This window comes from Fontimonas sp. FW305-C-3, assembly GCF_058783185.1.
On sequence record NZ_JBYSYK010000004.1, the window covers coordinates 191,907 to 205,809 of the forward strand.

At 66.2% G+C, this 13,903-nt stretch carries 10 protein-coding genes; 4 read left to right on the plus strand and 6 right to left on the minus strand.

Features of this window, described 5'->3' with window-relative positions; genetic code table 11:
* Nucleotides 1-188: 188 nt before the first annotated feature.
* The gene (locus AC3WUF_RS16340) at nt 189-1,868 is read left to right on the plus strand and encodes a DUF6056 family protein (RefSeq protein WP_492427522.1); all 1,680 of its coding nucleotides are present in this window, start codon (nt 189-191) and stop codon (nt 1,866-1,868) included.
* Nucleotides 1,869-1,872: 4 nt separating this feature from the next.
* On the opposite strand, the gene AC3WUF_RS16345 is transcribed toward AC3WUF_RS16340, so the two are convergent.
* From AC3WUF_RS16345 to argH, 6 genes are all read right to left on the minus strand, one after another.
* Nucleotides 1,873-2,586 carry a sterol desaturase family protein gene (locus AC3WUF_RS16345; RefSeq protein WP_492427524.1) on the minus strand — a complete coding sequence of 238 codons (714 nt, stop codon included), beginning with the start codon at nt 2,584-2,586 and terminating at the stop codon, nt 1,873-1,875.
* Nucleotides 2,583-3,329: a FadR/GntR family transcriptional regulator gene (locus AC3WUF_RS16350; protein WP_492427526.1), complete on the minus strand. Its 747-nt coding sequence runs from the start codon at nt 3,327-3,329 to the stop codon at nt 2,583-2,585. The genes AC3WUF_RS16345 and AC3WUF_RS16350 overlap by 4 nt, the downstream gene beginning before the upstream one ends.
* 103 nt (nt 3,330-3,432) lie before the next feature.
* A complete protein-coding gene (locus AC3WUF_RS16355) occupies nt 3,433-5,241 on the minus strand; it encodes a DUF885 domain-containing protein (protein WP_492427528.1) in 1,809 nt (602 codons plus the stop codon).
* Between the two features lie 77 nt (nt 5,242-5,318).
* Complete coding sequence (locus tag AC3WUF_RS16360; protein WP_492427530.1) at nt 5,319-7,448, minus strand: TonB-dependent siderophore receptor; 2,130 nt, start codon at nt 7,446-7,448, stop codon at nt 5,319-5,321.
* 114 nt (nt 7,449-7,562) lie between these two features.
* Entirely contained in the window at nt 7,563-9,338 is a 1,776-nt protein-coding gene (locus tag AC3WUF_RS16365) for an alpha/beta hydrolase (RefSeq protein WP_492427532.1), read from the minus strand.
* A gap of 133 nt (nt 9,339-9,471) precedes the next feature.
* Complete coding sequence (gene argH / locus AC3WUF_RS16370) at nt 9,472-10,857, minus strand: argininosuccinate lyase (protein WP_492427534.1); 1,386 nt, start codon at nt 10,855-10,857, stop codon at nt 9,472-9,474.
* A gap of 175 nt (nt 10,858-11,032) precedes the next feature.
* Between argH and AC3WUF_RS16375 the strand changes: the two genes are divergently transcribed.
* Genes AC3WUF_RS16375 through hemC form a run of 3 tightly spaced genes read left to right on the plus strand, consistent with a single transcriptional unit; the run spans nt 11,033 to nt 13,883 of the window.
* A complete protein-coding gene (locus AC3WUF_RS16375) occupies nt 11,033-12,118 on the plus strand; it encodes a sensor histidine kinase (RefSeq protein WP_492427536.1) in 1,086 nt (361 codons plus the stop codon).
* A 43-nt stretch (nt 12,119-12,161) separates the two neighbouring features.
* The gene (locus tag AC3WUF_RS16380; RefSeq protein ID WP_492427538.1) at nt 12,162-12,902 is read left to right on the plus strand and encodes a LytR/AlgR family response regulator transcription factor; all 741 of its coding nucleotides are present in this window, start codon (nt 12,162-12,164) and stop codon (nt 12,900-12,902) included.
* Nucleotides 12,903-12,938: 36 nt separating this feature from the next.
* Nucleotides 12,939-13,883 carry a hydroxymethylbilane synthase gene (gene hemC, locus AC3WUF_RS16385; RefSeq protein WP_492427540.1) on the plus strand — a complete coding sequence of 315 codons (945 nt, stop codon included), beginning with the start codon at nt 12,939-12,941 and terminating at the stop codon, nt 13,881-13,883.
* Nucleotides 13,884-13,903: the final 20 nt, after the last annotated feature.

A 13,903-nucleotide genomic window follows, 5' to 3' on the forward strand; every position in this document is an offset into this window, starting at 1 on the left:
GTGGCTCATGTGAGGTGGCGCTTGTAACCCAAGGCGCCGGTCCAGGCAAGCCGGCAGCGCGGCGGATCCCGCATCGGCGGCGACGGCGACGCCGTTGTCCGGACGAATGGCTGTGTAAAGTAGCCGGCTAGCGAGCGCAGCCAGCGACGCCAACGGACTGGCGCATCAACCGGGGTAGAGGCGGGTCAATGCACGAAACAGCAGAATCGCTGCACGCGGAGCAGCGCCCGAGGCGCACGCATTCCTGGATCGGTCTCGGGCTGCTGTTCGGTGCGGTCTTTCTGCTGATGCTGGCGCTCAACCTGATGACGCCGACCTGGGGCGACGATTGGCATCGCACCCTGGCCGGCGGCGATCTGATCCAGACTTTCAAACGCATTGCCTGGGAATACGAAACCTGGACCGGCCGCGCCAGCGTGCTGCTGTTCACCTACATCGCGCTGTGGCTATACCCGGGCACCCAAGCCGTCTTTGCGGTGATCAACGCCGCCGCCTTCTGCCTGCTGCTGCTCGGAATGTTCTGGCTGGCGAGCGGACGCTTGCCGGGAAGAAATCGCGATGATGTGCTGACGCTGGCCGCGGCCCTCGGCGGTGTGTGGTTGTATCTCGATGCCTTCGGCGAGGGCATCCTGTGGAAAACCGGTGCGGTCGGGTTTCTATGGGTCATCGCCGCAACGCAGCTTCTCGTCAAGCCGTTTGTCGATCTGCTCTGCGATGAGGCGGTGCGCCCCAACACCGCCCGCCGGCTGTATGTGCTGCCGCTCTTCTACCTGCTGGGCGCCGCGACCTTGGAAAATCTGACGGCGGCGACCGCGATGCTGCTCATCGTCGCGCTGCTGTGGCTCAGATTCGTGCGTCGATCGCAGGTGCCGCGCTGGTATCTGATTGCCGCGATCGCGTATCTCTGCGGCACCGCCATACTGATCGCGGCGCCCGGAAACTACGCACGGTTCGCCATGCAGGACGATGGCATTCCGATGGCCGCGCGCCTCTGGCCAATGATCGTGCGCATCTGGGAGCAGGGCACGCGCGGCACCGAAATCTTCTACATGCTGTTTGCGCTGACATTGGCGGCGTTGCTGTTCCGTGTTCCCATGGCGGGACTGCGCCGCGCGGCGATCATTCTGCTGTACGGCCTGGCCAGCGCGATGGCGATGGTCGGCGCAACCGGTGTGAGTTTCAGCGCGCGCACCGCGTTCTGTTCCGAAGTGCTGTTCGTGACAGCCGGTGTTTCGCTCGTCCACGCCATTCTCGCAATGCCGCGATCGAGATTTTTCGCGATCGGCTGCGCCGGCTTGCTCATCGTGTTCCTGGCGCCGGATATGGCACGGACGGTTTCCCAGTATCACGCGACCTGGACGCAAACCCAGCGCCGCGATGCGCTGATGAGTCTTTATCGGCTGTACGGCATCCGGCAACCGTACCTGCCTTCGTACCGGATTCCATACATCGAAGGCTTGCATGACGATCTGGTGCGCGGCCGCTATTTCCTGCGCGATATCCACACAGACATTCCCGGCAACGGCTGGCGCAATGGCACCTTTGCCGAAGACTACGGCTTCAAGTTTGCCCTTCGCCTCGAGACGCAGTACCTCATCTTCGAGCCGGAACTGGCCAATCGTTCAGTGTTTCAGCTGGAGTACGAATCCGCAGCCGTGCGGGTTCTCTCGAGAACCGAACCGGACAATTTCCGGAGTCAGCGGGTTGCCTATGTCATTGCCGGCAGCGGCGAATGCTACAAGGCCGTGGAAGCCGCGACGGCCGCTGGGCTGAAGTACGCATGGAGCTTCACCGACACCAGCCTGATCGGCATTGATGGCGAGCCATCCACTCAGCACTGCATCGCGCGCGGAGCCCAGGAAGCCTGATGGCTCAGGGCCGGCCGACGGTCTGCGCCGTCCCCGAGCGCTGCACCTCGTCGACTTTCGGCGCCGTGCCGAACAGACGGTCGCCGAGACCCATCGACACGCCCCACCAGTAGTTCTCGTTGCGGAAATGGTGGTAGCGATGCTCGCGCACGCGGCGCTGGTAGTACGCATTGTCGGGGCACCAGGGGATGTGCGACAGAAAGTGCACCCATTCATAGTGCAGGCCGAGCAGCAGGTAGGTCGTGACGCCGGTCAGCACCCATTGCTTCCAGGGCCAGAAGGCCCACAGCAGCAGGCCAATCGTCGGCAGCACCAGCAGATGCACGTGGCGCGGGATGAACACCCATTTCAGATTCCAGGGATCGGCATGATGGCGCCGATGCGTCTTGGGCAGATAGAAATCGATCGTGCGGCCCAAGACCTTGCGCGGACGCCAATGCAGCATCACGACATGGATCAGCCATTCGTTGACCGGGAAATAGGCGACGAGTCCCAGCGCAATGGCCGCGTCGACCCAGCTCCAGCTACCCAGCGCGATACGTGTGGCCGCGAACAGCACGACGAAGCCCGCGATCAGCAGCGTGCTCGGATGCTTCCAGAACACCGCGAGCGCCGTCGCCGCATCGCGCGGCAGCGTGTCCGGCGGGCGCATCGGATTTTTCTGGGCGGTGTTCGCCGCCGCCATCATTTCACGGTCATTGGCGCGTTCGGTGTTCACATCCGCCCTCCACGTGCTTCAACCTGATCCAGTGCCAGCTCCAGCGCCTTGCGGCCGATCTCGACATGCCGCAGGCCCGCGGCGCGCGCAGCTTCCGGGTCAGCCTTGCGAATCGCCGCGGCGATTGCGGCGAAGTTCGCGTGATCGCGGAATTCGGCTTCCAGCACCTGTGCCAGCGCCTCCTGCACCTGCAGATAAGTCTTGCTCATCGAGTTGAACGCCAGCCGGTAGGCGACGTTGCCGCCGCGTTCAACGAGCAGCTTCCAGTACGCATGCGCGAGCTGCTGCAGCGTGCGCAGATCGGCCTTGCCGCCCTTCATCTGCGCGAGCAGATCGTCGAGCGCATCGGCAAGCTTTGCTCCGCCCTTGCGCGCCGCCGCGGCGGCAATGTCCGGCGCCAGCGACGAGCGCATGGCCATGATCGAACGCACGACGGTGCCGTTGACGCGACCGTCCGAGTGCAGCAGCAGATTCGGCAGCAACTCCAGTCCCCCTTCAGCGAGATAGTCGAGCACCAGACTGTTGCCGCCCTGACGCACGGCCACCAGCCCCGCCTGTTGCAGGCGCTTGATCGCCTCACGCACCGCGCCGCGGTTCACGCCGAGCGCTTCCGACAGCTCGCGTTCGGCCGGCAGCGTTTCACCGGCCGGCAGCTCGCCGCGCAGGATGCGGTCGGCCAGCTGGCGGAAAACGGCCTCCGACAGCGAGCTGCGTGAGACGGGGCGATAAGCATGATCGGTCATGTGGTCAACTTATCATACCAGTTGGATCGACCACAATCGCACCGCAGAAAAACGATCATAAATTTATGTTAATAAAAGAGAATCGTGGAATCCGATGAGCGGATCACTGCGCGCCCCATCGTGCCACGACCTGCTCCAGCACCGCCATCGGCATCGGTCCGGAGTTGAGCACAAGCGCGTGGAAGCGGCGGATGTCGAAGCGCGAGCCCATGCTCCGGCGCGCCGCTTCGCGAGCGGCGACGAGGGTGTTGGCGCCGACCTTGAAGCTGCAGGCCTGACCCGGGTAGACGCAGTAGCGCTCGATTTCGCGGGTCGCCGAGATCAGCGGCTCGCCGATCTGCGTGACCATCCATTCGGTCGCCTGCTGGCGCGTCCAGCGCTGCTGGTGGATGCCGGTGTCGACGACGATGCGCGCCGCGCGGAACAGGCTCGACTGCAGATAACCGATGCGGCCAGCGGGATTGTTGTCGTAGACGCCGAGTTCATCGGCCACCTGCTCGGCATACAGCGCCCAGCCTTCCGTGTACGAGGAGAAGCGGACGACTTTGCGGAACAGGGGCAGTGCGCCGGCATGCCTGAGTGCCGAGCCCTGGAAGTGGTGGCCGGGTATGCCTTCGTGATGCGCCAGCGTAGGGAGTCGCCATAGCGCGAGTTCATCCGGCTCCTTGAGGTTCAGCGAGAACGTGCCCGGCTGATCGCCGGTGCCCGGGCTGTAGAACGCGCCGGGCGAGCTGCCCTCGATCGCTGCCGGCGTGCGCCGCACGACGAGCGGATCGATCGCGGTTGCGTCGAAGGCGCGCGGCAGGCGCGTGCGAATGTCGTCGAGCACTGCCTGCGCCTTGGCGAGCAGCTGTGCGCGGCCCTCGTCGTTGTCCGGCACCTGGAAACGCTTGTCGACATTCAGCGCAGCGATGCGCTCGCCGACGCTGCCGGTCTTGTAGCCCTGCCGTCGCAGAGCGACGTCGAGTTCAGCAAGCAGTTCCTTGACCTGCGCCTGCCCGCTGGCGTGCAGCTCGGCGGGTTTGCGCATCGAGGTCGTGTTCGAGCGCAACGCCGTCTCGTAGTAAGCCTCGCCGTCCGGCAGGCGCCAGACGCCGGCAGCGTCGACAGCCTTGCCACGCAGCGCTTGCAGCGCCTCGATCTGTCGCGTCAGCGCGGGGGCAATCCCTTGCGTGAAGATCTTCGCCGCCTGCGCGCCGAAGTCCGCCAGCTTCGCAGCGGCGGCGCGCTGCAGGGCCGGTTCGATCAGCGGCGTGGTTGCCGGCTTCATATCGCGCAAGCCCGCGATCTGCGCGACGGTCCGGTCGATGATGAAGCCCGGTGGAATCACGCCGAGGCCGGCGTCGTGGCGGATGCGCTCGGCCTCCTGATCGAGCGCGGTCGCCAGCGCCGACAGGCGTGCGAGATAGGCATCGACATCGGCCTTTTCCGCGAGCGGGTGGCGGCCGCCGATGAAGTCCGGCAGCCAGTAGTACGTGCCGTTCATCTGGCTAACGACGTACGGACTCGGGCGCAGATCGATGTCGACGTAGCCGTACCAGGCGAGCGTGTCGCGCAGATCTTCATAGACGAACCGCGCGACGTCGTAGTCGAGTGCGGCGGCGGGCGACAGCGCCTCGCGTTCGATCGCAGAGAGTTCCTTCAGACCCTGCGCGACCGCAGCGCGATCTCGAGCGATCGCGCCGAGCGAGCGGTCGTCGAGCTGACTGCGCAGCGCGACATTGACGCCGCTGTCGTGGCCATAGGCTGTCGCCGTCTCGGGCGAGCGGTGCAGGAACAGCTCGCTGTGGCGTTGGAGCAGGGCTTCGAGCCGGGCGTCGGCGCTGTTGGCGGCTGCGAAAGCGGTCAGCGGTCTAAGCAGACCGATCGCGATACCCGCGGCGCTGGCCTGAAGGAATTGGCGGCGTTGCATGCCGCTATCGTCCCAGATTCACCGGCGTCCTGCGCAACCGGGCCACCGTCGCGGGTGGCCCGGTGCGGATCGCAGGCTCAGAAGCTGTAACGCAGGCTCGCCGTCCATTCGCGCGGCGTGCCGGGCAGCACGTAGAGCGCATCGTAGGAGCCGACGTAGTACTCCTCGTCGAACAGGTTGTTGAGGTTGGCCTGCACGCGGACCGGGCCGCGCGTCCAGTACAGCGCCGCGTTGACGAGGGTGTATTCCGGCAGCGAGAACGTGTCGTTGGTGTCGCCCGACTGGTCGGCGTAGTGGCGCAGACCCAAGCCCGCACCGAGGCCGGCGAAAGCGCCGGTCTGGATGTTGTAGCGCGACCACAGGCTGGCGATGTGCTTCGGCACGTTGATCAGGCGCGTGCCCTCGGGCGTGGTGACGCCGTACAGGGTCTGCTCTTCGGTCGTCTCGGCGTCGATGAAGGTGTAGGCGAGCTGTGTGGTCCAGCCGGGCAGGATCTCGTAGCTGCCGTCGATCTCGAAGCCGCGGCTGCGCGCCTCGGCGGTCTGCACGACCACATCCGGCTGGTTGGGCACCGCGGTCGTCAGGTTCTGGCGCAGCAGTTCGTAGATCGCCGCGCTGAACAGCAGGCGGCCGTCGAGCAGTTCGCCCTTGAGGCCGACTTCCCGGTTGTCGCCGGTCTCCGGCTCGGCATTGCCGCCGCCGAGCAGCTGGCCGGACTGCGGCAGGAACGACTCGCTGTAATTCGCGTACGCGGCGAGGCCAGACAGGAACTGCCAGGTCACGCCGGCGCGTGGCGTCACGTCGTAGTCGCGGTTGGGGCCAGCGCCGGAATCCACTTCGGACTCGTCGTAACGCGCACCGAGCGTCAGCGTCCAGGCGGCGAGGCTCAGCTGGTCTTGCACGTAGATGCCGGTCTGCGCCGTCGTCGTGCGATAGCCAGGACCGAGGTCGGCCGGGCGCAGCGGTAGCGTGGTGCTGTAGTCCGGATCGAATAGATCGATCGGGAAGCCGGTGCCTTCCGGGTCGTCCCCATAGGCAAAGGCATTGAACGAGTTTTCTTCGTAGCGCTCGATGCCGATCAGCAGGCGGTGCTTGACCGCAGCGGTGTCGAACTCGCCGATCACTGAAGTGTCGATGTCCCAGTTGTCGGTATTGCCGTCAAGGAACAGCGGGTAGCGCGTCAGCGTGCGCTTGTCGTCGAGCAGCGCACCCGGATAGGTCACGTTGTCCCAGATCTGCTCGGCCTTCGTGTAGCGCGCGTTCTGGCGCAGCGACCAGCTGCTCGAGAAGCGATGCGTGAATTGGTAACCGAGGTTGCTGACTTCGTCTTGGATACGGATCGGCTGGTCGGGATCGCCGATGTAGCGGCTGAGCGGAATCTTGCCGTTGGGATTCGGCAGCACGGTACCTTCCGCCGGCAGCGGGAAGCCGAGCTTGTCTTCGTTGTCGGTGTAGCTGGCGAGGACGGTGAGGTCGGTGCTGTCGGCAATCTGCCAGCTCAGCGACGGCGCGATGTAGAAGCGCTGGCGTTCGCCAAAATCGGTGAAGCTGCCTTCATCGCGGTACAGCGCGTTGACGCGCACCGCGAGGCCCTTGGCGAGCACCGCGCCGGCGTCGATCGCGGGTTCGACATCGAGATAACGGCCGGTCGAGATTTCCAGATCGGCGAAGTTCTCTTCGCGGGGCCGCTTGCTGACGAGGTTGACCAGGCCGCCGAGCGAGCCGGCGCCATACAGCACGGCTGCCGGACCGCGCACGATCTCGACGCTTTCGAGGCCGAAGATTTCCTTGTTGTTGGTCACCGTACCCTTCGACATCGGCAGGCCGTCGAGGAAGGCGTAGCCGCTGGCGTCGAAGCCGCGGATACGAAAATAGTCATAGTCGCCGTAGTAGCCGCCGGGCATCACGCCAGCGACGTTGCGCAGCACGTCGTCGAGGATGCGGGCGTCCTGGTCTTCGATCAGCGCGCGCGTGATGACCTGGATCGACTGCGGGGTCTCCAGCAGCGGCGTGCCGGTCTTGGTCGCGCTGCTCGCGGTGTCGATGCTGTAGGTCGGGCCCGTTTCCTTGCTGGCTTCGACGGTGACCGGCGACAGTTTGGTCGGCTCGCTGGCGGCGGTCTGCAGCGGGTCCGCCTCCGCGGCGAGGAGGGTGGGAGACGCGCAGGCAAGGAATACAACAGGCAACAGCCGTGTGCAGTGCTTCATCGATGGATCCTTCGAGGAGAGCACGCTGGCAGCAGCTGGCTGTGCAAAATGGGGAGTAAACGCCGCCGTACGGGACGGCGGCGCTGGATTCTATCGGTTCTGCCGCGCTGCGGGCTAGCGATTCAGCAACGGCAGTGCGACCTCGCCCGATACCGTCACCGGCACTGGGGCCAGCGACAGGATCGAGTTGTTGAGGAAGTACGGATGGAAGCCGTACAGCAGCAGGCCGATTTCGTCGCCCGGGTTCAGCGCGGCGCGCACGCCGACCAGATCGAGCTGCAGATCGCCGTTTGCCCGCACGGGGGTGACCTGATCGCTGATCGCGGCGGGATCGGTCTCGCCGCGCTTGCGCAGGCCGAGGCCGACGAAGATCGGCGGCTGACCGGCGCCGCCGGAGAAGTGCAGCGTTGCCTGCGGAATGCCGGCCAGCGCTTCGGCGCGGGTGACGGTGTGCAGCGGCACGTAGACTGGCGTGGCGGTCAGCTGCTGCAGCGTTTCGTAGGGCAGCAGATTGACGATCTGCGGCAGCAGCGCGAGGAAATCCTGCGTGTAGCCGAGATTGCTGCCGGGCGGATTGAGCAGCACGCCGGAGATGACCCGCAGCGCTTCCGGCGCCAGGCCGGTCAGGCTGGCATACAGGGTCTGCAGCGGCAGGCTGCGCAGCAGGTTGACGACCTGGCCGACGGCGCCGGGGATGACCTGCGTGTCGCCGAACGTGATCGCATCGCCGCCGTAGGGCAGGAACGGCAGCAGCAGACCTTCTTCCGGCGTCAGCGAAACGCAGAGGTCGGGCGGGGTCTGGGTGCCCGGCGCGAGCCGCTTCAGTTTCTGATCGAGGAAGTCGACCATCATGCTGGCGGTGTCGTAGCTGCGGCTGCCGCAGGTGATGGTCTCATCGACGCCGAACAGGATCTGCCGGCCGGCGGCCTGCAGTGCCGGAATGATGTGGCCGTTGGTCTGCACCAGCAGGCGCGCGTCGCGGCCCTGATTGCGCAGGCATTGAAGGTTGGCCGCCGCCTCGTTCATGTTGAACAGGATGTCATTGGCGCCCTGCACGAAGAAGGCGTCGACCTGCGGCACACCGCGGCCGTCGGCGCGGTTGCCTCCGCAGAACGACAGGAAGCTGCGCTCAAGGAACTTGTCGTAGGTGTCCTGGCTGACCGTGCCCAGCGTCGCCTGCAGCAGCGCGGTATAGACGAAGGGCTCGAACTGGAAGCCGGCCGTTGCGCCGCCAGCGACGGCGAGGATGTCGAGCCAGATGGTTTTCGGCACGCCGCCCGGCGCGAGGCTGTAGCGCAGATCGGACCAGGTCGCGGTCGGCACCAGCGCATCGAAGCGCGGATCGACGCCGGCGCCGATCAGCTGGAAGCCGCCGCCGTAACTGAGGCCGACCGCGCCGATCACCGGATCGCCGCCGCGACGCGCCAGGTGCGGCAGGTTCTCTTCGGCCCAGTCGATGATCGTCGAGACATTGCGGCCGTCGATCTCCGGGTCCATGACCGTGATCGGCCCGCTCGACTGGCCGAAGCCGCGCTGGTCGAAGCTGATGACGTAGTAGCCGCTGTTCCAGGCCTTGCGGCCGGCATCGCTGGTGACGTCGGCGCCGAGAAACGCGCCGATCGGATTGCCGCCTTCAAAGTTCTTGTTGCGCGACAGGCCGAAGCCATGGCCGTGGATCACCAGCGGCGCAGCCTGGTTGGCGGCGAGCGCCGGCTGGTAGACGGTGATGCCGATCGTCTCGCCGTCGGCCGCCGGAATCGTGCCGTTGAAGATGATCGCCTTGTCGACCGCCGGCGCGCTGACTGCGTCCGCGGCCTTGTCGTCGGAGCCGCAGGCGGCGAGCAGGCCGCAGAGGCCGATGGCCAGAGCAAAGCGGGAGATCGTCGTCATGGCAGTCCGGGTCGCGGCGAGTGCAGGGCGGCGGAGCATAGCCCCGCGCCTGTCAGCGCAACAGGCAATGACGTGCGAAGACTGAAATATCTGACACGGCGGTCAGATCGGACCGCAGTGCCAGAAGCCGGCTTCAGCGCGCGGCCCGCGCCCTCGCGATTGCGGCGCGCACCTGGGCCGGCGCGGTGGCGCCGTAGTGGTTGCGCGCGGCGAGCGAGCCTTCCAGCGTGATGCGCTCGTAGACGTCGGCGGCGATCAGCGGTGAGAACCTCTGCAGCTCTTCAAGGCTGAGTTCCGGCAGGTCGCAGTTCTTCTGGCCGGCGTAGGCCACCGCGCTGCCGACCACGTGATGCGCATCGCGGAACGGCAGGCCCTTCTTGACCAGGTAATCGGCGAGGTCGGTTGCCGTCGAGAAACCCTTGGACGCCGCGGCGCGGCAGTTGTCGCGGCGCACTTCAATCGCCGGAATCATCTCGGCATAGACCTGCAGGCACAGGCTGACGGTATCGACGCTGTCGAACAGCGGCGGCTTGTCTTCCTGGTTGTCGCGGTTGTACGCCAGCGGCTGGCCCTTCATCAGCACCAGCAGCGCGTTGAGGTTGCCGATCACGCGGCCGGTCTTGCCGCGCACCAGTTCCGGCACGTCCGGATTCTTCTTCTGCGGCATGATCGAGCTGCCGGTGCAGAAGCGGTCCGGCAGGTTGACGAAGGCGAACATCGGCGAGGCCCACAGGATCAGCTCCTCGCTCCAGCGCGACAGGTGCACCAGGATCAGGCTCGCCGCCGCACAGAACTCGATCGCGTAGTCGCGATCCGACACCGTATCCAGGGAATTCTCGGTGACGCCGTCGAAGCCCAGCTGTCCGGCGACGAAATGGCGGTCGATCGGATAGACCGTGCCAGCCAGCGCGGCCGCGCCCAGCGGCAGCAGGTTCATGCGCTTGCGGCAGTCGAGCAGGCGCGTGCGGTCGCGCAGCATCTGTTCGCGCCAGGCCAGCATGTGATGGCCGAAGGTGACCGGCTGGGCGATCTGCAGATGGGTGAAGCCGGGCATCACGGTGTCGGCCTCGCGCTCGGCGAGATCGAGCAGGCCGTCGGCAACGCGGTCGATCATCACGCACAGATCGTCGATCACGTCGCGCACATACAGGCGCAGGTCGGTCGCGACCTGGTCGTTGCGCGAGCGGCCGGTGTGCAGGCGCTTGCCGGCGTCGCCGATGCGCTCGGTCAGGCGCGCCTCGATGTTCATGTGGACGTCTTCGAGCGCGGTGCTCCACTCGAACTTGCCGGCGTCGATATCGGCGCGGATGCCGTCCAGCCCGGCGACGATCGCATCGGTATCGGCCTGGGTCAGCACGCCCACCTTGCACAGCATCCGCGCATGCGCCTGGCTGCCGGCGATGTCCTGGCGGTACAGGCGCGCGTCGAAGCTGACCGATTCGGAGAATTGCTCGACCAGCGCGGACGTGGATTCGGCGAAGCGACCGCCCCAGAGCTTCTGGTTGCCGGAGTTGGACATGGCTTAGAACTTAGATGGCACAGGCAGGAAAGGCGCGAATTATATAGGCGTGGCGGTCGGTGCCGGGGCGCCGGACGGCAGCTGGCGGGGGACGGGCTGCCTTGCTGGAATGACCGCTGCTTGCGAAGCTAGCCGCGGCCTCATTGCGGCCAGACAGACGGAAACTGGCTTTCAAGTGCAACGCATCCGGCCACCCACGGCACCTGCATATACGCTGATCCCCGACTTCTGCGGCGGGCGCGGCGTGCTGGCGCTGGCCTTCACCATGGAGCTGGTCGCCATCGTCTTCACGCTGGGCGGCGGCGCGCGCGGGCCTGCCGCACTGGAGCGGCTGCTGCTGCTGTCGCTGTATCTGCAATGGATCAGCCTCTGCTCCGCCGCCGCGCTGTGCTCGGCGCGCAGCTGGCTCAAGGACGCCCGTCCGGGCGTCGTGTTCTTCGTCTGCTGGGCGATGATGGTGCTCATCGTCGGCCTGATCGCCGCGGCCGCGCATGCCATGAGCGGCTGGCTGAACTGGAGTTTCATCCTGCAGTCGGAGTCGCGCGCGGCGTTTGTGCTGCGGCATACCTGCATCGCCGCCGTCGTGGCGATGCTGTTGCTGCGCTATTTCTGGCTGCGCAATCTGTGGGCGGCGCAGGTCCAGGCCGAGGGCGAGGCGCGTTACCAGGCGCTCAATGCACGTATCCGACCGCACTTCCTGTTCAACGCCCTGAACAGTCTCGCGGCGCTGATCCAGGTCCGGCCTAACGACGCCGAAATGATGGTCGAGGATCTGTCCGACCTGTTCCGCGCCAGCCTCGAAGGCCGCGGCCAGCTCGCGCCGCTGGTCGAGGAGATCGCTCTCTGCAACGCCTATCTGCGCATCGAAAAGCTGCGCCTGGGCGACAAGCTCAAGATCGAATGGGACATCCCCGAAGACCTGCTCGACTGGTCGGTGCCCAAGCTGGTCGCGCAGCCGGTCATCGAGAATGCGGTGCATCACGGGGTTTCGCGGCTCGCCGCCGGCGGCCTGATCCGGATTGCCGCGCGGCGCATCTTCGAGCGACTGGTCATCGAGGTCAGCAATCCGATGGCGGATGGCGACGCGATCCCCAGCAAGGGCAACCGGGTCGCGATCGACAACATTGCCCAAAGACTGAACCTGATTTACGGTGACAGCGCGCGGCTGGAAATGGGCCGCGACCTGCGCCTCGAAGGCGGCGTGTTCCGGGTACGTCTTGTGCTGCCGCGGGGATCGCGTGGCGAAGTGCCGTTGAGTTGACCGAGTGGGCGCAAGCCCACGACATTACAAGAGGGGAAGATCGATGCGTGTGGTCATAGTCGATGATGAACCGCTGGCCCGGGAACGCCTGCGCCGTCTGCTGCAGGAATTCCCCGGCTACGAAGTCGTGGGCGAGGCCGGCGACGGCGAATCCGCGCTCGATGTCGTCGACGACGAGGAGCCCGATCTGGTGCTGCTCGACATCCGCATGGGCGGCATGGACGGCCTGCAGGTCGCCCGCCAGCTGTCGGAAATGGACGTGCCGCCGGCGGTGATCTTCACGACGGCCTATGCCGAGCATGCGCTGTCTGCCTTCGATGCCAGCGCGCAGGGCTACCTGCTCAAGCCGGTCAAGCTCGAAAAGCTGCGCGATGCCTTGCAGCGCGTGCGCAAGCCGACCCGCGCGCACAAGGCCAAGCCGGTGGAGGCCGCCAGCGGCACTCCCAAGCGCGAATTCGTGCTGGCGACGACCCGCGACGGTCTGGTCCGTGTGCCGGTGCCGGACATCCTGTATTTCCTTGCTGACCACAAATACACGACGGTCGGCCATCTGCATGGCGAAGTGCTGATCGAGGAATCGCTGAAGACGCTGGAAGTCGATCTCGAACCGCTGTTCCTGCGCGTGCACCGCAAGGCGCTCGTCAACACGCGCTTTATCGCCGGGCTCGAGCGCGACCGCCATGGCGACCAGCACCACTGGCTCAAGCTCAAGCACGTCTCCGAACCGCTGCCGGTGTCGCGCCGACGCCTGGCCGAAGTGCGTCGCTTCATGACGGACACCTGAGAAGCGCGGCGGCGCGCGTCGTGTGAAAATGCGGGTGTGAACACCACGACCGCTCCCAAGACGCTCCGTATCGCCACCCGTGAATCGCCGCTTGCGCTGTGGCAGGCTCGCCACGTCCAGGCGGCGTTGCGGCAGCTGCATCCGGATCTGCAGGTCGAGCTGCTGCCGATGACGACGCAGGGCGACCAGATTCTCAATGCGCCGCTGTCGACCGCGGGCGGCAAGGGCCTGTTCGTCAAGGAACTCGAGCAGGCGATGCTCGAGGGCCGCGCCGACCTGGCCGTGCATTCGATGAAGGACGTGCCGGTCCAGCAGCCTGACGGGCTGTGTCTCAGCGCCTACCTTGAGCCGGAAGATCCGCGCGACGCCTTCGTGTCGAATCGCTACGCGTCGCTGGATGCGCTGCCGCAGGGCGCGCATGTCGGCACGTCGAGCCTGCGCCGGCAGACCCAGCTGCGCGGCTTGCGTCCGGATCTGAAGATCTCCGATCTGCGCGGCAACGTCGGCACCCGCCTGCGCAAACTCGACGAAGGCCAGTACGACGCGATCCTGCTCGCCTGCGCCGGGCTGATCCGCCTCGAACTCGAATCGCGCATTGCCGAGCGTCTCGACCAGCATCGCTTTGTGCCGGCGATCGGCCAGGGCATCGTCGGCATCGAATGCCGCAGCGACGACGCCAGCACCCGCGCATTGCTTGAACCGCTCAATCGTCCGCATTCGGCGATCCGGCTCGCCGCCGAGCGCGCCATGAATTCCCGCCTGGGCGGTGCTTGCCAGGTGCCGGTGGCCGGGCATGCCGTCATCGACGGCGACACGCTGCAACTGACCGGCCTGGTGGGCGCGCCGGATGGCTCGCGTCAGGTTCGCGAGAGCATCAGCGGGCCGACCGCCGAAGCCGCCGCGCTCGGCATCCGCCTGGCCGAGCGGCTGCTGCAGCGTGGCGCGCGCGACATCCTCGGCGCGCTGGGCATTCAGGTCTGAAAGGCACGGCCAGGCAGCGC